General features: G+C 68.1%; 18 protein-coding genes and 2 pseudogenes. 12 read left to right on the plus strand and 8 right to left on the minus strand.

Annotated elements, in window-relative coordinates; genetic code table 11:
* Positions 1 to 481: 481 nt before the first annotated feature.
* The 3 genes and pseudogenes from E2651_RS01250 (at position 482) to E2651_RS44985 (ending at position 2,756) form a co-directional block, all read left to right on the plus strand.
* Positions 482 to 1,369 (plus strand): hypothetical protein, encoded by an 888-nt coding sequence (locus E2651_RS01250; RefSeq protein WP_135329052.1) that lies wholly within the window; start codon positions 482 to 484, stop codon positions 1,367 to 1,369.
* Between the two features lie 160 nt (positions 1,370 to 1,529).
* A pseudogene (locus E2651_RS44980) lies at positions 1,530 to 1,739 on the plus strand (histidine kinase dimerization/phosphoacceptor domain-containing protein); the annotation flags it as partial.
* 372 nt (positions 1,740 to 2,111) lie between these two features.
* Positions 2,112 to 2,756: a response regulator transcription factor gene (locus E2651_RS44985; RefSeq protein WP_245238487.1), complete on the plus strand. Its 645-nt coding sequence runs from the start codon at positions 2,112 to 2,114 to the stop codon at positions 2,754 to 2,756.
* Positions 2,757 to 3,018: 262 nt separating this feature from the next.
* On the opposite strand, the gene E2651_RS43625 is transcribed toward E2651_RS44985, so the two are convergent.
* Together E2651_RS43625 and E2651_RS01260 are read right to left on the minus strand one after the other, a co-directional pair.
* On the minus strand, positions 3,019 to 3,222 hold the full coding sequence (locus tag E2651_RS43625; RefSeq protein ID WP_167828649.1) for a hypothetical protein: 204 nt from the start codon (positions 3,220 to 3,222) through the stop codon (positions 3,019 to 3,021).
* A gap of 146 nt (positions 3,223 to 3,368) precedes the next feature.
* Positions 3,369 to 3,991, minus strand: a pseudogene (locus tag E2651_RS01260) (PHP domain-containing protein); the annotation flags it as partial.
* Between the two features lie 593 nt (positions 3,992 to 4,584).
* Here E2651_RS01260 and E2651_RS01265 point away from each other — a divergent pair.
* The 3 genes from E2651_RS01265 (at position 4,585) to E2651_RS01270 (ending at position 6,459) form a co-directional block, all read left to right on the plus strand.
* Positions 4,585 to 5,661, plus strand: a complete 1,077-nt coding sequence (locus E2651_RS01265; protein ID WP_135329054.1) for a phage tail sheath subtilisin-like domain-containing protein — start codon at positions 4,585 to 4,587, stop codon at positions 5,659 to 5,661.
* A 159-nt stretch (positions 5,662 to 5,820) separates the two neighbouring features.
* A complete protein-coding gene (locus tag E2651_RS43630) occupies positions 5,821 to 5,961 on the plus strand; it encodes a hypothetical protein (RefSeq protein WP_167828650.1) in 141 nt (46 codons plus the stop codon).
* A 45-nt stretch (positions 5,962 to 6,006) separates the two neighbouring features.
* Positions 6,007 to 6,459, plus strand: coding sequence for a response regulator transcription factor (locus tag E2651_RS01270; protein WP_167828651.1), 453 nt, complete (start codon positions 6,007 to 6,009; stop codon positions 6,457 to 6,459).
* A 359-nt stretch (positions 6,460 to 6,818) separates the two neighbouring features.
* On the opposite strand, the gene E2651_RS01275 is transcribed toward E2651_RS01270, so the two are convergent.
* From E2651_RS01275 to E2651_RS01285, 3 genes are all read right to left on the minus strand, one after another.
* Positions 6,819 to 7,154, minus strand: a complete 336-nt coding sequence (locus E2651_RS01275; protein WP_209446035.1) for an HNH endonuclease — start codon at positions 7,152 to 7,154, stop codon at positions 6,819 to 6,821.
* A gap of 303 nt (positions 7,155 to 7,457) precedes the next feature.
* Entirely contained in the window at positions 7,458 to 8,048 is a 591-nt protein-coding gene (locus E2651_RS01280) for a hypothetical protein (RefSeq protein WP_135329056.1), read from the minus strand.
* Positions 8,049 to 8,129: 81 nt separating this feature from the next.
* Entirely contained in the window at positions 8,130 to 8,843 is a 714-nt protein-coding gene (locus tag E2651_RS01285; RefSeq protein WP_135329057.1) for a hypothetical protein, read from the minus strand.
* Positions 8,844 to 9,726: 883 nt separating this feature from the next.
* Between E2651_RS01285 and E2651_RS01290 the strand changes: the two genes are divergently transcribed.
* From E2651_RS01290 to E2651_RS01310, 5 genes are all read left to right on the plus strand, one after another.
* Positions 9,727 to 10,050, plus strand: a complete 324-nt coding sequence (locus E2651_RS01290; RefSeq protein ID WP_135329058.1) for a hypothetical protein — start codon at positions 9,727 to 9,729, stop codon at positions 10,048 to 10,050.
* Between the two features lie 330 nt (positions 10,051 to 10,380).
* On the plus strand, positions 10,381 to 10,719 hold the full coding sequence (locus tag E2651_RS01295) for a hypothetical protein (RefSeq protein ID WP_135329059.1): 339 nt from the start codon (positions 10,381 to 10,383) through the stop codon (positions 10,717 to 10,719).
* An 82-nt stretch (positions 10,720 to 10,801) separates the two neighbouring features.
* Positions 10,802 to 10,990 carry a hypothetical protein gene (locus tag E2651_RS01300; protein ID WP_209446036.1) on the plus strand — a complete coding sequence of 63 codons (189 nt, stop codon included), beginning with the start codon at positions 10,802 to 10,804 and terminating at the stop codon, positions 10,988 to 10,990.
* A gap of 125 nt (positions 10,991 to 11,115) precedes the next feature.
* Complete coding sequence (locus tag E2651_RS01305) at positions 11,116 to 11,328, plus strand: hypothetical protein (protein WP_135329060.1); 213 nt, start codon at positions 11,116 to 11,118, stop codon at positions 11,326 to 11,328.
* Positions 11,329 to 11,550: 222 nt separating this feature from the next.
* The gene (locus E2651_RS01310) at positions 11,551 to 11,829 is read left to right on the plus strand and encodes a hypothetical protein (protein WP_135329061.1); all 279 of its coding nucleotides are present in this window, start codon (positions 11,551 to 11,553) and stop codon (positions 11,827 to 11,829) included.
* Between the two features lie 368 nt (positions 11,830 to 12,197).
* On the opposite strand, the gene E2651_RS01315 is transcribed toward E2651_RS01310, so the two are convergent.
* The 3 genes from E2651_RS01315 to E2651_RS01325 all read right to left on the minus strand — a co-directional run bounded on the left by E2651_RS01315 (position 12,198) and on the right by E2651_RS01325 (position 17,109).
* Positions 12,198 to 13,259: a serine/threonine-protein kinase gene (locus E2651_RS01315; protein ID WP_135329074.1), complete on the minus strand. Its 1,062-nt coding sequence runs from the start codon at positions 13,257 to 13,259 to the stop codon at positions 12,198 to 12,200.
* 182 nt (positions 13,260 to 13,441) lie between these two features.
* Complete coding sequence (locus tag E2651_RS01320; RefSeq protein WP_135329062.1) at positions 13,442 to 14,827, minus strand: ISL3 family transposase; 1,386 nt, start codon at positions 14,825 to 14,827, stop codon at positions 13,442 to 13,444.
* A 1,850-nt stretch (positions 14,828 to 16,677) separates the two neighbouring features.
* Entirely contained in the window at positions 16,678 to 17,109 is a 432-nt protein-coding gene (locus tag E2651_RS01325; RefSeq protein WP_135329063.1) for a DUF5958 family protein, read from the minus strand.
* Between the two features lie 698 nt (positions 17,110 to 17,807).
* On the opposite strand from E2651_RS01325, the gene E2651_RS01330 reads away from it, so the two are divergent.
* Complete coding sequence (locus E2651_RS01330) at positions 17,808 to 19,076, plus strand: ATP-binding protein (protein ID WP_135329064.1); 1,269 nt, start codon at positions 17,808 to 17,810, stop codon at positions 19,074 to 19,076.
* Positions 19,077 to 19,081: the final 5 nt, after the last annotated feature.

Below are 19,081 nucleotides of genomic sequence, written 5' to 3' on the forward strand. Positions count from 1 at the left end.
CCTGGTGGTCGTTCTTCAGCTCGTCGCGTGCCGGTCGCGGCACTGGCGCCGACAGCGGACGGACGAGGGCGAGAACCTGGCGACCCAAGCCTCTCGGAACACGGCGCAGGCATCCGGCGACCACCGACAGCGCACTGTCTCTGCGACGATGACCCGGCGTCAGGCCGCCATAGGAGATCAGGTGACCTCATGCCGTCATGCCCGCGCTGGCGGGTGGTGTAATCGGCGGCCCGTGCAGGGTGGGGCATCGGGGCGGCCCTGACGCTGGCACCGGACCGGTGCCGGGAGTAGCGTGCGAGCGAAGCCTCTCTTCATGTCCGGCCGTACGCAGGTCACTTGTGGACGGTTGCGCCCCGGTCACGCCCGACGGCAATGATCGGGAAGGGGGAGCGATGCCGACGACCGCGGCAGATCTCGCTGTTCGCACGCGGAGGCCGGTGCTCCTGGTCGGCCTGGCGGGCCCGGCGGCGGCCGCCGCCGGTTGTGCCGCTCTCGCGCGGCGGGCGGCACGCCGGCGATCCATGCCGGGCTGATCATCTGGATCGCGGTGTCCTACTCCGCGGCAGGTCTCGTCGCATGGTGGCAGCGGCCTGCCAACCGCGTCGGTCCACTGATGCTGCTCGCGGGGGCGGCCACCCTCCTCTCGGCTCTGTCGTGGGCGGGCGACACCGCCGTACAGACCGTTGGGCAACTGTTCGACCTGCTGCCGATGGTGCTGATCTTGCACCTGTTCCTGGCGTTCCCGGCCGGACGGCTGACGGGACGGCCGACGAGGCTGCTCGTCGGCCTTGGCTACGTGGCCGCGGTCGGTGCGCAGCCGGTGGTGATGATGTTGGGCGGTTTCGGCCCGGACCACCCTCTGCGGATGGTCGACGCGCCCGACGTGGCCAGGGTGCTGTACGACGGTGAGCTCGTCGCGATCAGTGTCCTCTCGCTCGCCGGCGTCGCACTGCTCGCGACCCGTCGGCGGGCCTGCGGGCGGCCGCTGCGCCGGTCGCTGGGGTTGCTGATCGACTCCTTCGGGCTCGGCCTGGTGATGATCTCCGACCTGCTGCTGGTGGGCGTGTTCGGCGGGCCGCCGTTCCCGGTGATCCAACGCGTGAGCCTCGCGGTGATCGGCCTCGCCCCCGTCGGCTTCCTCGCCGGCCTGCTGGGCGCCCGGCTGGCCCGCGCTGCCGTCGCGGGCCTCGTGATGGAGCTGCGGGCCGAACCGGCCGATCTGCGGGCCCCGTTGGCCCGGGCGCTGGGCGATCCGTCACTGGTCCTGGTCTACTGGCTGCCGGAGTTCGCCAGCTGGACCGACCAACACGGCAAAACCGCTCGGTCTGCCCGCAGGACCATCCCGGGCGACCACCCTCATCGAGCGTGACGGCGCGCCGGTGGCGGCCCTCAACCACGACGCGGCGCTGAACGACGAACGCGAACTCCTCGACGCGGTCGGCGCCGCCGCGGCCATCGCGTTGGAGACCGGCCGGGTGCAGGCCGAACTGCGGGCCCACGTAGATGAGTTGTGCGGTTCCCGGGCCCGGGTGATCGAGGCGGGCCAGAAGGAGCGCCAGCGGCTGGAGCGCGATCTGCACGACGGGGCCCAGCAGCGGCTCATCGCGCTCTCCCTCGACCTGGCCATGCTGGAGGCGAGTCTCGGCGGCGACCCGGTCGCCCGTGCCCATGTGGCCCAGGCAAGGGGTGAGATCGCCACCTCCCTGGCGGAGCTGCGCGACGTGGCGCGCGGGCTGCACCCGGCCGTCCTCAGCGCGCACGGGCTCGCCGTCGCCCTCGAGTCGCTGGCCGCGCGGGCGCCCGTGCCGGTCCGGCTGACGGTACGGCTCGACGGCAGACTCGCCGAGGCCGTCGAGGTCGCGGCGTACTACGTGGTCTGCGAGAGCCTGGCCAACATCGGAAAGCAGGCCCGGGCGACCGCGGCGACGGTGAGCGTGGCGCAGGCGGACGGCCGGATCGTGGTGGAGGTCCTCGACAACGGTCATGGGGGGCGCCGACACCGAGGGCGGCAGCGGCCTGCGGGGACTGGCCGACCGGGTCGAGGCGCTCGGCGGCAGGCTGCGCGTGTGGACGTCGAGCGGCGCCGGTACCCAGGTGGAGGCGGAGTTGCCATGCGCGTAGCCATCGCCGAGGACAGCGTCCTGCTCCGGGAGGGCCTGGCCCGGCCTCTGGGCGATGCCGGATGCGAGGTGCTGGGGCGCTGCGGGGACGCCGAGGAACCGCTCGCTCTGCTGCGGAGCCAACTGCCGGACGTGGTCGTCGTCGACATCCGGCTGCCGCCCACCCACAGTGACGAGGGACTGCGGGCAGCGGTGGAGATCCGCGCGGCCCATCCCGAGGTCGGGGTGCTCGTGCTGTCCCAGTACGTCGAGCCCGGCCTGGCGATGAAGCTGCTGGCCGACTCGGCGGAAGGCGTCGGCTGTCTGCTCAAGGACCGCATCAGTGATGTGCCCGACTTCCTGGCCGCCGTCCGCAGGGTCGCCGGCGGCGGCTCCGTCATCGACCCGATCATCGTCTCCACGCTCCTGTCGCGACGGCGCAGCGACGACCCGCTCGGCCGGCTGACGCCGCGGGAGCGCGAGGTGCTCGAGCTGATGGCCGCCGCAAACTCCAACCAGGGCATCGCCGACCGGCTGGTGATCACGCTGCGCGCCGTGGAGAAGTACGTCTCCAGCATCTTCGGCAAGCTCGATCTCCCGGCCAGGGGCAGCGAGTCCCGGCGTGTGCTGGCCGTGCTGATGTTCCTCCGGACCTGACCGGGCTACGCGGCCGGTGAGACACAGGCTTCTTCAAGTGCCGGTGGTCCTCGTCGCCGAGCTTGTTGTTTGCTGCTCACCTACGACCAGGTGCGCGCCTACGAGCTGCCCGCGACGGAGGGCAAGCGCGGCGATCCCGATGGCCGGCCTTCGCCGATCGCTACGGCTTCGACAGGGCGCCATGGAGCGAACAGGGCAAGGCGGGAAGGGAAGTTGCCGGGCCGGACGTGTCACGGGCGGCGTACGGGTTGCACAGCCGCGCTCAGACGTCGGTTCCGTCGCCGTCGCTGTCCTCCACCGTGTCGTTGAGGTGTGCGACGGCGTCGTCCGCGTTCTGGCCGAACCTTGCCAGGTCCTCGGCTGCTTGCCGGAGTGCCGCGACGTCATGACGGCCCGACTGTCCATCGGTGACGATGTCCTCGAGGACGGCGGTCAGGCGGTTCGGGCCGGTGTAGATGGTCTCCACGGCTGTCTCAACGACGGGTCCGCGAAGCGGTATCCGACGGCCGGAGCGCAGGAACGCCCTCCGGGGTCGGACTGGACGCCGTGGGGCTCCTCGGCGGTCACACGCGCGGGCGCCGGGTCCTGGCGACTCCCCCGGACGCCCCGCCGCACGGTCCGCCCGGCCAGCCGAAGTAAGCCCGCCCCCGTCCCGGTACGTCCCAGGTAGACGGCCTCCAGCCGCAGCCCCGCCCCCGCGATCCTCCGCCATGGCGCGAGCAGCTCCTCGGCCAAGGTCGGGGCATCCGGACATGAGCGCGGCCACCGGCTCCGAAGCAAGCCCCAGCAGCATCACCAGGCCGTCGCCGAGGTGCTCGTCGAGCACCGGCCAGGGGGTCACCGGCACGCCGGCCCACCGGCCGGGCATGGGCTGCCGACACGATCCGGCGCAGCCGCGCCCACCCGCCCACGTCCTGCGCCAGCAACGTGATCCGCCACTGCGCCTGGACGACGTGCGCGCCGCCGCGCACCGGCGTCCGCGGCCGCCCGGCCGCACGGTCCGCGGCGGTGGCAGGGGCGACGGCGAGGTCGACCCCGAAGATGGGGCGGATCCCGGCGGCCGCGCAGGCCTTGGCGAAGCGGACGGTGCCGGCCACGGTGTCGCGGTCGGTCAGCGCGAGCGTGCTGAGGCCGCGCTCGGCAGCGCGGCGCAACAGGTCGTGGGGGAGCGAGGCGCCGTAGCGGGCCGAGTGGCCGGAGGCGACGTGAAGGTGGGGGAACCCGAAGGCGTTCACGTTCACCTCCGATCGCCCGCGACGCGATTCAAGCCAGATGGCTCGATCTGTCACCAATGTATCGAACGTAATTCGAACAATGCGAGTCCTCTACCCCGCGTGCCGCATCCGCAACCTGCTGTTTTGACTGAGCGAGGTAGTTGGCCCTTGAGCACGCTAGTTGGCCTCTGAGCGCGGAAGTTGGCCCGCAGGGTAGCGAGTGGCTCCCGCCGCCGGGGCCTCGAACGGGTGAGAGCGGCACGGGGTTTCGCCCGGTCGGTGGGAGCCGCGCTAGCGTGACAAGGGCCGTGATCAACTCAGGAGAGGGCCAACGAATGCCGCTGTTCAGCTCTCCGTGGCTCAACTTCAGGTCGCCACTCAGATGCTGGAGGACAGGCCCCACGCGCAGGTCACGTTGCTCTCGGCCATGGGCCAAGAGAAGGCTGAGTTCTAGAGCCGCCAGTGCGCGCGGGGCGCTGTCCAGTGATCAACAGCGACACCACACGATGGCATGACGTATCGGCTGGTTGATGGGTTCGGTCTCTAGTCTCCGGGTGCGGGCTTCGTTCCGGGTCCGCGTTCTGGTCCATTGCTACGGGTCAAGGGAGTCGGAGATGGCGAACGCAGGTCTGAGGACGATCACGGGTGCGGGGACCGCAACAGCGGCGTTCGTCGCGCCGATTGAAGGGGGCGGTTCACAGCCGCGACGGGTGGGCAGTTGGCATGAGTTCACCAAGCACCAGGGGGAGACTGCCAGTTCGAATCTGGCCGAGGCGGTGTACGGCTTCTTCGCCAACGGTGGGCGCGTGTGCTATGTGGCCGCTACGGCTGGTGACGGCCTCGGCGCCTACACGGCTGCACTGACCGCACTGGAGGACGTTGCGGACGTGAACAGCGTGGTGCTCCCCGACCTGTGGAGGTCCGAGGCCGATGTTCCCGCGATCGCCAAGGCCGCTGCGGGACACTGCGCGCGGGCGAACCGGATGGCGCTGCTGCACGCCAAGCAGGAGGCGTCGGCCTCGGACGCCGTGAAGGTTCCGGCGCTCTTCGGGCTGGACGAGGACGAGGCCGCGTTCACCACGGTCTACTACCCGTGGGTGAAGGTGCCGGGCGTCGGCGGTGCTGAGCGGGTCGTCCCGCCGTCGGGTCATGTTGCCGGGGTCTGGGCCCGCACCGATGCCGAGCGAGGCGTTTTCAAGGCACCGGTGAACCAGCCGGTCCGTGGCGCTGCCGACCTCACGGTGCAACTGACCAACGCTGACCAAGAACCGCTGAACGAGGTGGGAGTGAACTGCCTGCGCGTCATCTCCGGGCAAGGTCTGCGGGTATGGGGCGCCCGGACCTTGTCACGCGGCGGCGACTGGAAGTACGTGAGTGTCCGGCGTCTGGCCAATTTTCTGATCGAGTCGGTCAGGACCAGCACAACGTGGGCTGCCTTCGAGCCGAACGACGCCACGCTTCAAGCGAGCCTGCGTGCCAGCGTCACCACCTTCCTGACGGACCAGTGGCGCCAGGGCGCCCTGGTCGGCAGCACACCGGACACCGCGTTCTTCGTGGTGTGCGACGAGAGCAACAATCCGCCCGAGTCTGTCGCAGCTGGCAAGGTCGTCATGGATATCGGCGTCGCGCCTGTACGGCCGGCCGAGTTCATTCGCCTCCCCATCGTGCAGAACACTGGCACCGGCCAGTAGCCCGTCAGTACGAAGTGCCGCCCCGCCGTCCCGAAGCGGCGAGCGGCGCACTGGCCGATGGCCTGCTCCACAGGCCAGGGCAGATGCCTTGATCGTCCGACGCCCTCCTCGCTACGCCGACGGCCCGGGCGCCATGAGCTGCGATGAAAGGGAACGCGCGTGATCCGAGTGTTGATCGTTGATGTCGAGAGTCAGGCCCGTGCATGCCTGCGGACCGAACTGGAGGCGGTCAAGGACATCACGGTCGTCGGCGAAGTCGCCGACACCTCGCAAGCCGCCGATGCCGTCAGCAAGCACTAGCCCGACGTGGTGCTCATGGACCTCCAAGTCCCCCACAGTGCGGCAGTGGAAGCAATCCGCAACCTGCTGAGTCTGGCAACTCCTCCACGGATTCTGGCGCTGGCCTCCGCTGAAGCGGAGGGAAGCGTCCTCGCAGCGATTGGCGCCGGGGCCGCGGGCTTCCTCCGGAAGGACCACACCGCTGGTGAGCTCGCTGGGGCGGTGCGAACCGTGGCAGCCGGTGGCACTGTCCATGCGCCGAAGATCATGAAGACGCTCATCGGCAAGGGGACGGGTGTTCCGGGGATGCCGGAGAAGATCGCAGCCCTCACTGACTCCGAGCGCGAGGTCTTGGCATGCATCGGCAACGGGCGCACCAACGAGCAGATCGCCGAAGAACTTCACCTGTCTCAAACGGCTGTGAAGACGTACGTCTCACGCCTGCTCGCCCGGCTCGGCCTCGACAACCGGCCTCAGGCCGCGATCGTCGCTCACGAAGCTGGCATGGTCACGGTCTGACGTACTTCCGGGCTACGCGACTGGGTACTGGAGTTGGTCACTGAGGCGAGCGGGAGGTCAGCCACAGCGCTGGAACTGTGTCGGGTAGTCGCAGCGTGCTGCCGGGCCGTGACTACCCGACCAAGGCTGGGTGCCTTCGAGGAGCTCTGTGTGCCTTGTCCACGAACAAAGCCCTGATCCCCAAGCCGTGCATCGAAGTTGTCCACCCGGGCCATCTGTCGTGCTCAGTCACAGCTGTGGTCGGGTAGCGGAGACCATTGCTGATCTCCGCTACCCGACCACAGCCGTGACGTGGCACCTCAGGCCCCTGCGGCCTCCCCGCCAGCTGTGCGACGGGGAGGCGGTTGGGCAGACGTCAGCTATCGCGCGAGCTGCACCTTGATCGGTACGTTCGGGCAGCGCGTTGCGTTCTCGGCGAGGGCGGCTTCCTCGCTCGGGTCGATCGCCAGCTTCCAGCGCGTTTTCACCGCGACCCAGTGGGTGACGTATGCGCAGCGGTCGCCCTCGGCCGGCGGCATCCACGTGGAGGGGTCCTGGTCGGCCTTGGACCGGTTGGATTTGGCGGTGACCGCGATCAGCGTCAGCGGGGATGCCTGGTCGTTCGCGTACGCCTCACGCCGGGCCGCGTCCCACGCGTAGCCGCCCGAGTCGTGGACTTGTGCGGGCAGGCCGCGCTGCAGCAGGTTCTTGATCACGCTATGGGCTGTAGCGAAGCTCAGGCGGGCAGGGACAGGCCCTGGAGCCGCAACTCACCGGGTCGGGGGCCGCTTGCACCGCAGAAACGATCAGTGGACGGGCTGGTGCCAGCTCGTCATCGTCGCGGGGCCGACGCGTGCCGCACTATCGGCGCCAGGAGTGCTTGGTGAAGCGGGGCTGCGGGTGCACCCGCAGCGCGGCGAAACCGAAACCTTCCGCGCCGATGAATTATCTCCCCATGCCCTGCTCACCCTGGTGCGCGCAGAGACCACACGCCTGGGCGCCACAGTCGAGGGCGAGGACTAGATTCCCGGATCCAGCACATTTTCCATGCCCTGCACCAGCATCTGCCGAAAACGCCCCTCGCCGAACATTTCGCCGATCACCATGCCCGGAAACTCGATCGGCTCGGTGCGGCCCTCCAGAGCCACCCGCACCCGCCACCGTTCCCCATGGTGCTCGACCAGCACCTCTGCCCACTCGCGCGTCGGCACATCCACCCCGCACAGTTCCGGGCCGCCTTGCGGTCCGTAGCCTCGGAACGAGTGAAGGAACGGCAACTCGCCCACCAGCCACGCGAGATGAGCCCACGGCGGCGAACTCGGAAGCGGCATCCCTCCGGGCTCCGCCTCGGCCTGCTCGGGCGGCAGCCCGCCGTCCGCGCGCACCACAACCCGCGGATCAGGCCCGGGCACGTGACGGAACGCGCACGTGCTCGACTCGAGGTCGACATGCCGCAGCTCCAGGCCCCGCGGCCCCGCCTCGAACGCCAGCTCCGACACCTCCCCCAGGAACCGCGCGACCTGTTCATCCCGCGCGTCCTGCTCGCTGGTGTCCGGCTCCGGTTCCCCCAGCGGCTCGTACGAGGCCGCGTACTTCGTCTTCTTACCCACCCTGGCCCCTTTCCTGGTCACAAGAACGCCGCTTCGGGCATCGCGCCCGAAGCGGCGTCTACGCTACCGATCCGGCCAGCCCTACGCGGCCGGCGCGTACGACGCTTCACGCGCCGCAGCCGTCATCAGCGGCTTGTACGACCCGCCGTACTTGTACGCATCCGCCGCCTTCGCTGTCACAGCGAACGTCCGCTTCAGCACCGGCTTGTATGAGCCGGTCACCACGTCACCGCTGCGCGGCATCCTCGCCGACCGCTTGTTGGCCTTCGCCAGGCCGATGCTCACCCACCCGGGGCACCGCGTCACGCCCTGGCAGTACATGGTGATGACGCCCTTGGGCTTGCGGTCACGGCCGGAGTGCCTGATGTCCTCCTGCACCGCCAGCTTGACCTGGTACTCCTTGACCACCCGGCACCTGCCGTTGGTGCACTTGATCTTCTGCGAGTAGCCCCAGAATGTGAACGACGTGTGCTTGGGGTGCTTCTTGGTAATCTTGTCGGTCGCTTTGTACTTCGGCGACTTGGCGATGTACTCCACCGCTGCGTACTTGGTGATGTTGTGCTTCTTCTTGACCTTCGTCCAGCCGAAGCCCTTACCCCCGGAGTAGTAGCCCTGGCGCAGCGGCATGTTCCCCGCACGCCGATAGTCCAGCGACTTGAGGATCTTGTATTTGCCCGTGGCTGCCTTCGCCTCCACCTGGCCCCCGTTCTGGCCAACGGCGCCGGCCTCGGCCGCCCCCAAGGACAGCAGCGATGCCGCCGCGATGCCGCCACTGATGATCTTCATGTACTTCATGGGTTCTCCTTCGCACTCGCCACCCGTGCTCCCCCCCTGGCGGGGCGTGGTCAGAACGATCAACCTAGGAACGGGCATGGCACAGCGTCTATTGACTCTTCAGGCACTGCCCTCAAGGGAGCCCCCGCACAACGCCCCGCCACCTCAGCCCGACAGGGTTACAGGGAGAATCGCTGACCTGCGCAAACGCGGACAGGGAGAGCGTGTAACTCGGCGGTACGCGCGCGATACGCGAAGGCAGGGGCATCTGTCATCGCCGTAAGGAGTCATGACGGACAACGAGTGGGTTCATGTCCCCTGCGGAGGTGTAGCCGGGGCGAGTTGCTCTGTGGCCTGAGGGTAGATCCCGTCCATGCAGCTTTCGGGGAGGCAGCATGGACGGGATCTACCGCGAGCTCCCCGAAAGCGCCCCGGCGCTCCCCAACACCCCAAACACGCCCGCCAGTTGATCTGCTACACCATCACAAGGGACACGACCTGCGGCCACCCCGCCCGTCGTTGTCCTTGTAGCGCTCGGCGAGTTCCCGCCCCCTCCAGGCCGTCCGTCAACTCCCTGAGAAATCGAGCGAGTTCGTTCGCCGCCTCGCTCGCGCCCTTCTGGGCCCCCTGGGGGCGCCCTGCCCTGGCCATGTCCCTCCCGTTGTCCGCGGACAACCGTCGTTGTCCGCCCCTTCACACCCCACCGGCCTGCGCTTTCGCACGTGCGCCGCCCCCGGCCAACCGCCGTCGTCGAGCAACGTGGGCGGCGTACCGAGTGGCGTACCGGCCCGTCCCGTTCCGCCCAGGATCGCCTACGACCCTGCGGGATGCGCGACGTGCCCACTTCGAACGCGGCGAGCTCCTCGAACGCCCCGAGAGCCTCGCGGCATAAGGTCAGACCACCATGACCGACTACGACACCTACGGCACCAGCACACACACCGCGAGTGAACTGGTCCGCCTCGTCACCGGCCACCTCGATGTGGTCTTCACCGAGCGCGAAAGTGACTACCGGGGCGTCTACCACCTCGCCCAGGGCACTTACGGACGTATCGAGATCCAGCCGAACGCTATTCCCGGCGATGACGGCCAGGACGACCTCTACACCCCGGAACACCCGGCGGTCCGGATCCTCTTGCTCACCGACACGCCGGCCCCAGAGCCCGCCCTGCACACCCGCCTGGGCGCCATCCAAGGTCTCGTGCACCTGGGCCGCGAATCATGGTGAGCCGCCGTTGATTCACAACTCTTGACAATTGCTCCGTTTTTTCACGGGTCGATCGCTACATTGCATGGCTCAACGGCAGGCCGCGACGACTGTCACCGACAGGGCCAGCGACAGCCGCAACATGAGCACCGAGCGGCGGCGCAGCAGCCGCAAATACGCCAAATTCCCTCCGCTGTCACCAGCAGCTCACAGGCGCGAGCAGTCAGGGCCGCTGGATACCGCGTGCCGCGTCCAGAACGTCAAGGCCTCGGTGGGCACGCGGGAACTCCACTACCGCCGTCTCCAATCGGATGCCACCGCAGTCGGCGCCAGGCACGGGTGAGAGAGATCATGTCCGTACGGAAGCGTCTTGCGGGGGGCGCTGCGGCCGTCGCGATAGCGGGTGCCGGGGTGGTGGCTGCACCCGCGACCGCGTCGGCCGCACCGGCCACCGTCCAGGGGGCGCTGTGTTATGCCAACGACGTGACAGGGTCCTTGGGGCACAACGGCAAGTCGATCTACTGCGAGGACATGTCGCAGTACTTCTACGGCGCGATCCTGTGCCACAAGGTGGATGGCAGCAACTACAACTACTGGCATTACGGGCCGGTGGTGGGGCCCAACGGGGCGTCCACGGTGTGGTGTGACTACGGCGCCGTAGTGATCGAATGGCGCGCCTACTTCGCGTAGCGGAGCGCCGGCCCCCCGGGACCCCGGGGGGGCCGGCGGCAGTGAGCCCGGCCGCTGACTAGTCGGACTGCCGTTAAGGATCTTGGCGGGAGGGGCACGCAAGGGACAGAACCCCTCGGCGGCGAGCGTCTACCAGGCGTTGGCCGAGCACGAGAGGCGGCAGGCGTACCCCGAAGCCGTCGAGCAGGCGCATGCCGACTTCGCCGCCCTCCAGGCCGGAGAACTCCCCTGCCCGCGCACGGAGACGACCGAGCCCGCCCGGCCCCGCTGAGCCTGCCCTGAACTGGGCAGCAGCCGCGTACCGTTGTTTTTCCGCGAGGACTAGTGGGACCCCCGGTAGCACCCCCGGTAGCCGGGCTCGGCACCGGGACGCACCTTCGACCGGGCGGCGATCAGGTGCAGACACGCCTTGGTCAGCTCGTCCAGCACGTCACCGGAAGACTTCCGGGCGCAGCTCGAGCGGCCGCTGCGGATGGCGTCTACCTCGCCCTGAACGACCTCGCCTTCGCGAGCCCCATCACCGCCAGGGCGACCGTGTCGGACTTCGACGTGCGCCGCACGAAACTGACCGCCGAAACCGCCCACGTCGCCCTCGGAGTCCTCCGCTGATCTCGTACACGTGCCCCGGTGGAGGGCTCGGTGCCCAGGAGGCCCTTCGCTCGGGGGAGTTCGGCAGGGGGCTTTGCGGAGAGCTTTCGGGTGCTTCGCACGCCGCGGTGACACGCCTTTCCGGGGTGTGCCGACGGGCGGATTCTGCCGGTACGGGGCGGGTCGGAGTTCCTCTTCACGGCCGTGGGCGCCGTGCTCCGGCCTGGCAGGGGGTGGGTTGTGGTGCCCAGTTCGGAGATGGTCGGCAGCGTCAGCGTGGAGCAGTGCGAGCGGATCGTGGCACGGCTGCGTGGTGCGGTCGCGGAGTTGTCGAGGAGTCAGTTCATCATCGGCGACGGGGCCTTGGAGGTGTGCCCGATGCCGGATCGCGGCGGTCGGTCCGTGGGCGACGACCTGTTCGGGGTGGCGGTGTGGCTGCACCGGCTGTCGGAAGACATCTCGGTGCCCACGGTGCACCGGTCGGGGAGGAGACGACCGGCCGTAGTGGCGAACCGACTATGACGGCCAGCGCCCGGGGCCGCCGTGCCGTCGCGCTCCACGTCGCTTCTGCTGGGCTGGCGGCATAACCACGCGTACGTCGATCGATGTCAGTGCTGGCCAGCAGCCTTCCGGACGGACGGCTCGTTGTATGACAGATGTTGTGCAAAGCCGGGGCCCGGAGGGGGCTTTGACCAGGGGTGGCTTTGTAGGTGACGGTTGACTCCACTTGTAGGTCAGTTCTGACTCCACCCGGGCCTGGGGGACCCGATTTTTTTGTAGGTGAGAAATGACTCCACCTGGCGGGCCCCGCTGCGACGGATTGAGCCCGTGCCGGGTCAGGGGCAACTAGACCGCCTACATCTCCAGCCGCAAAGACCCCTGGGACCTGCTCAGCTGCGTCGTGACCTGTCCTTATGGAGGGCCCGGCGGAGCGCCTCCAACGGGTACGGGGTCTCCCTGTTCTCGTCCTGGATCTTGCCGTAGAAGTCCGTCATCACTGCGGCGAGCGGTGCATGGCGGGAGAGGATCGCCCTGGCCTTTTGCGGTCCGTCCGGCGGATCCTCCCCTTCCGCGCATGCGCGGATAAGTGCCTCGCGGTCTTTCCGCTCGTAGCCGTATAGAGCTGTGATCAGCCTGTTCACCAGCCAGCTGCGCGTGTAGCAGCGATCGTAGGTCCTGTGCAGTTCGAAGAAGCTGGTCTCGGACGCGGACAGATCGAAGTGGGAGGAGACGGCGAGGCCGTAGTCGGCGAAGTAAAGGCGTCGGCCGTCGACCAGGATGTTCTGAAAATGGGCGTCGAAGTGCAGGAGCCCGCGAGCGTCCATGAAGGACGTGCCGGCCTCCAACTCGCCCTCCACCAGGGAACAAGCCCGGTCGGCAGACTCTTCACCAGCCTGCACCTGCTCGGTAAGCCACTCGTCGAGCGTCTGGGGGATGTACTCCAGGAACAGCGCGAGACTCGCAGAGGACTGCTCAAGGGCCTCGATACGACGGCGTACCTCCGGCCCGCCTCCCCAATAGGCCACGACCCGCTCCACGTCCGCGAGTTCCTCGGGAAGCACGGCCGTGTCCGGCAGCACGCGCCAGTGGTACATCATCGGGAACCCTTGGTACTGCCCTCCGAGCACCCAGTTCGTCGTCATGGTGTGAACGGCGAGCTCCCGCCACGCCCCGAAACCAGGCCCCCCACCGACGCCGTACTGGCAGAAGGTGGGAATCCCGAACAGGTTGGCCGTGGACCGTGCATGCTCCGGCAGCCGCTCCATATCCGTGAGCGGCACCTGCTTCACGAAGACCGGCTTCCCGTTAACCTCCAGCAGCGCAGACCTCCCGCCGATACCGGAGCCAAGCGGCATGGCGGCGTCCACGAGCTCGCCCAGTCGGCGATCACTTCGCAGGGCGAGGGAGGTGGAGACTGTGCTGTAGGCGGCCAAGCGCGCGTCTTCTGACATATCGGGATGCTCGACCGCCACCTGCATCGGAATGCCGACCTCATTTCCATCATGCACGCGAGTGCCCATCAGCTGCTGCCTCTGCACTGTAGATGGAGGTCGATGAGGAGATGAGCGGAGTCGACGGACTGGGCAGGTTGCAGGGCAGCCCCACCAACTCTCGAAGGATGCGGAGATCAGGCTCAGCTGAAGCGATTCGACGCCTGACCGCTCGGTTCTGCCCGGCAAGTCGAGGACTGGGGAGGGGCGCCGACGCGCCCGGCCCGTAGGACGGCGCCGTCTTCTTCAGCCTGCGGCGACCGCGGCGGCCTTCTGTTCGGCGCGGGCGCGGGTGGCGGCCAGACGGTAGGAGGATCTGCGCGAAGGCTCGGACGAGGTGGTCGGCGGCGGATGCGGCGTCGGCGGCGGGGCCGCAGGCAGTGGCTGAGGATCCGATAAGTGCCCTGGTGGCCCAGCTCTTTGAGCTCGGCACGCAGACGGACGGCGTTCGTGCAGCCTTCCGTCCACGGTGTGTCCACGTAGGGCTTGTAGGGGTCGAGCTGGGTGCGGCGGGGCTGGTGGCGTCCGGTCAGCAGCTGTTCGGCGAAATCGGCGCGGGCAGCCCGGCGGACAATGTTGCCGCCCACGTGCAATTCCCGGGCGATCTCGCGGATGCCGTGTACCTGGTCGAGGAGAGCATGGACGACCCGGTGGCGTCCGCGGATACGGGCCTCGATGAGGGAGATCTCCCTCGTCGTGTCCTGCTCGTCGGCGAAGGAGATGTGCACGATGCCGTTCTCGTCGGCGTCGGGTGGCTTCAGGCAGGCGTTGTGCCGGCGCACGCAGCGTTCCACCGCGGTGGCGAGGTTCTGCCAGAGGTGGAAGGGATCGGCGACCTGAACAGCCTGGGGCGCCCCGGTGCGAGCGCCGTCGGCGTAGGCGCCGGCCCGGTCCCGGCAGATGATCTCGGGGCCGGGGTGTTCACGCAGCCACGCGGCCAGGGTCTCGGCGTCCAGGCCGGGCAGCAGGTCAAGCGGCTGGCCGGTCTCGCAGTTGATGAGCACCGTGCCGTAGTTCTGGCCGCGGCGGGTGGCAAAGTCGTCGACGCCAAGCACTCTTGGCGGTGTCCAGGCGGGGTCGGGCAACGCCATCAGCAGCCGCAGCAGCGTCGTGCGGCTGACGAGGCTGTGCAGGACCACCGCGAATCGGGCCCCGGCCCGCCCGGCCAGGGCGACCACCACCGCTTCCAGCACACGGCACCACATGGGGGTTCGTCTGCCGTATCGGACCGTCAGGCCGTCGACCTGTTCGACGAAGTTCCGACGCGGACACTGAGCGTTCTCGCAGTACAAACGGCGCACGGTGAGCCGGATCTCCACCGGCTGACCACCGACGGGACCGTCGGCCAGGCGGCGTTCGTAGGTGCTGTGCACCCTGCGGGACGCCGTCGCACAGTCCGGACACGACACGCTGTGATTCCGGGTTCTGGCTCCGATGTGGACCGTCTCGCCTGCGAGGGACACCCGCTCCACCAGCACTGAGCTGAGGAACGGGAACAGCACACCGACGAGCTCATCACACGACACCACGGTCCCAGATGACGCTACGTCACGAAGCCGGAACCCCGGTGATCGTCCTCACGGAAATCTTGCCTGATCCGACTCGTGACGGCGGTTGTACACCGGTGTGGGAGGCGCCCGTTTCCACGGTCGGGTGATGTTCACGAGTTTTGAAGGCAGGGCAGCCGACCGGTCAGTTGAGACCGACGCGGCCTGACGCCGTAGCGATAGGACTTTTCCTACTTCATCAAGTAACTCGGACCAGATCATTTGAGACGGGATAGCGCCAAAGGGCTCGCCCTGTCCCGGAGAAGAACGTGGGGAAGTTTGAGTGATGGTGCAGACAGCCCACGTTTGGTGTCGTGAGCGACTGAGGGGCCGGGATCACCAGCTCAAGGCGGCTCCTCAACATCCCATCCAGCGCCGCTCGGGGGATCCGTCCAGCTGAGCTGTGCCCTGAACCAGTCTGGTTCGGGTGCTTCACCTTCCAACAGCGGTGGCCTTTCGGGGCCCCACACCTCGGTGCCGTCGGCCAATTCCTCCATCAGCTGTTGCAGGGCGCCCGAGCCCACACGGCGCCACCGGACACCAGCGACGTCCGTGAACTCGACAACGGTTCCCGAGTGGAGGGGACGCTCAGCAATGTCAGGGAGCTGCGCTCCTCGGACGACGTTGGGACTGAGGTGCCCGAAGTGTGAGTTAAAGCTAAAGCTGCTCAATCCATCCTCGGATTGCCCTCGTATCGCACGACCACGTCACGAAGCGGCTGGCTGCTCCGGTTGACCAAGCAGAGTCGCCATCCCGATCCGGGGGAGACTTCGGCCGCCGGAGAAACTGTACGTAGAGACGCGATGCCTGAATGAGGCTTTCCCGTTCTTCCGCAGCGCGCTCGCGCGCTTCCAGTGTCAGCCGGTCGCGCTCTAGGCGAGCAGCCTCAGAGACCTGGAGCTTGTGTGCCCTATAGCTGACCGTCAAGCCACCTATCGCGACGAGTGCGCCCACCACGCCAATCAACAACTCCTGCATGACGCCCATAATGGGGGCCCGTCACCCGAGCTCCAGACCGCATGCCCATCACCGGTCACTGCGCTCTGGGCAGTGCTGCCGAGCTGAGCCGCCAGCCCATAAGTACGCGCCACCGAAGGCTTATCGTCCCTTTGGCCACGGCCACGGCCACGGCCACGGCCACGGCCACAGCGCGGCTCCGTGCCCCAGGTCCTTGCGGCCGGGTGTGAGTGGCTGGTGTCGTGGCAGTGGTTGGTCAGCAGTGGGGTCGATCTCGGAGGGAACGGGACTTATGCAGGTCGGCACGCGTACACGCCTGATCGTTTCGACTGCCGCGGGATGACTGGCTGACTGCCATGAAGCGTGTAGCACAAGAGCTGTTTCCTGTCGTGGAGTTGCCTGTTCCTGTGCACACGATCCGGGGTGCGGCGTGTGCTGGCGGGTATGGCGACCGACCGCCGTCACCTGCGGATCCGCCTAACGATCCGCCGCCTGCGCCGGTGATACCGCGGCAGGTGGTACTCCGGCGTCTGCTGGCTGTCGATGAAGCCGGGGGCACCTCACGTCTTCATGTACGGATCGCCGCCGAAGCCGCCGGGGTCTCCCAGCGGACGGTGTGGCGGTGCTGGCTTGCAGCCCGCCAGACAGGCTGACTCGATGCGGTGCCGCACACGGCAACTTCCGCAACTGGGGCCGCCTGACCCCTCACACCCACACAACCCTCCACCGCACCGGCCGTACGTGTGAATGGGTGGTGTGGTGGCAGTGGCTGGTTCCTGGCGGGGGCCGTGCTGGGTAGGGGGAGCCCTGATTCTCGTGGACGGTTCCTGATGGCCCTTGGTGGCCGCCCGGGCTCGAGTTGGGAGTAGCCGCGGTTACAGTTCCTCGGTGTGTGTGGGCAGGTGATGCCATGTGTGTGTGCAGGTGCCCTTGCATTGCGTCTCCCTGCGGCGGGTGTCGGCAATAGTGAACACGGAGACGAGTACGCGGAACGCCTTCAGGTGCTCGTCGGCGGGCAGGTTGGCGAATCCGTAGCGGGGCGGGTCCATGCAGATCATCACTGAGGGGTTGGCCGTGGGCTTCACCCCGGATCGTGTCACCCCCGCGCGGCCGTCCGAGGCCGTGATGTGCGCTTGCAGGGCGAAGCCGGCGACCTCTCGCAGCACCTCCTGTCGGCGCGCCAGGGAGAGGCCGGAAAACCAGGTCGCCCCGTCGTCCAAGGTGCGGAACTCCTGGGCGATCTCGTTGACGACCCGCTCGGTCTCGCGCTGGAAGGAGTAGCCGTCCGCACTGCTCGCTTCGGTCATGCCCTGATCATTCCATGTTGCCGGTGCGACGCCACGAGTTTTTCACCGCTGTTGCGGATCTGGGTGTGGGTGTCGCTGGCTGTCGCCGGTCAGTGAATTTGAGTGGTTGTTGTGTTTCTGGCGTGGGGTTGTGCAGGTTCACTGGTCGCCGGTGGTGCGGCGTGTCACTGCCCGGTGTCGGTGATGCGCGTCGTGTGATGTGCTCTGGGTGTGCGTCATGGGTTTCACTGGTGGTGGGTGTGGCGGGGTTGGGCACTGTGTTGCTGGGGTGTCGTTCGGTTGGTGAAGGTCGCTGTCGTTTCCCGGTGTAGGTCTGCTGTCGTGTGTGTGGGTTTGTTCGTGCGGGGCTGACTGCTTGGTCTGTTGTGTGAATGGTCGGGGTTGTGGCAGTGGGTTGGTCGGCAGTGGGTTCTGATGTGGTAGATGGCCTGTTGACCAGCTTCTTCGTTGGTGAGGAATGTTGGATCTTGGCTGTCATGGGATGACCAATTGGCTGCTATGGCTTGAGAGTTCGGCCTAGCACACCTGGTCTCTGACTGTCGTGGGGATGAGTATTCCTGTGTCCTTGATCGGGACTGGGGTGTGGGCTGGTCGGTATGACAGCTGATGCGCCGTCTTTATCACCGCGATTGCCGGTGTCGATGCATGTGGCGGGGAGCTCGAGATCGGCTGACGGTTCCGCGGTGCGGGACCGCGTCTTGACGCGGCAGGTGGTAGTGCGCCGCCTTCTCGAGCTCGATAAAGCGGGAACGCTGGAGACGGTGCATGTGCGGATCGCGGCGGAATCGGCCGGGGTGTCACGGCGCACGGTATGGCGCTGGCTCGCAGCCGCGCGGGAGTCGGGACGCGTGGAAACTGTCCCACGGCGTTCCGCGTTTACGTTCACCGATGCGTTGTGGGCCCGGCTGTCGGATGTGGGCGGGAACGTGGCGGCGTTGCACCGTTGGATGACCGATCATGCCGACGAGGTCCTGCCCACTCTGGACAGGAAGGCGCTGCCGTCGCTGGCGACGCTGCACCTGGCGGTGCGCCGTGAACACAGCCAAGGCCGCGTCCTTGAGGCCACGCGCCCTCGTTACGCTCGGGTGGATCCGGCCGCCTATGACCGGGCGTTGGCCGAGCTGGCGCTGCCGGGCACGGTCGACGAGGCTGGCCAGGCAATGGCCGGCCCCGCCCCAAAGGACGGCGCCGAAAGCGCTGATACGGCCAGCCCGTCACCGCTCACCGACAGCGGTGTGCGCTTGTACGTACCAGGCGCGCACGTCGTCTCGACGCAGCAGCTCGGCGCCGTCACCGAGGCGATCGCGCACACCATCGCCGCCCGCGGGATCGTGTGCGTGTACGGGGACCCCGGGCACGGCAAGACCGTCGCGGTGCACCGTGCGCTGCGTGTGCTGCCGCGCCGGTTCCCGGTGCACCGCGCGCTGGTGGCAGTGAAACCTGCCCTTCCGCAGCTGCGGGCAGCACTGCTGACCGCGTTCGGGTTGCCCGCTACCGCGCTGACGAACCGCACGGACGCCGCCGACCGCGCGCTGCTTCAGGCTCTCCAGGCTCCGGGTGTGCTGGTCATCGATGACGTGCAGCGCATCGCCGCGCCTGAACTGGACTACCTGCGCCTGCTGGTGGACACGCCGACCACCCAGACCTGTCTCGTGCTGTGCGGCGCGGGCGCCGAGCGCACCCTCGCGCGTGCTCCCGCGCTGGCCTCCCGGGTGCTGACCTGGCAGCAGGCGCCCCGCCTGGACACCGAGCAAGTCCCCACCGTTCTGCGCCTGTTCCACCCGCTGTGGGACACCGCGGCCGACGCCGACTTGCTGCACGCCGATGCCACGTGCGCGAAGGGGAACTTCCGCACCTGGGCGAAGATCACCTCCCACGCGTACGCGGCCCTCGCCCGCAGCCCCGAGACCGCGGTGGACCGGGACTTGCTGTCGCGTGCCTGTTCCCGCCTCGGCCCCACCCCCTGATCAAC

It is taken from the genome of Streptomyces sp. MZ04 (genome assembly GCF_004684775.1).
Lineage (GTDB): Bacteria > Actinomycetota > Actinomycetes > Streptomycetales > Streptomycetaceae > Streptomyces.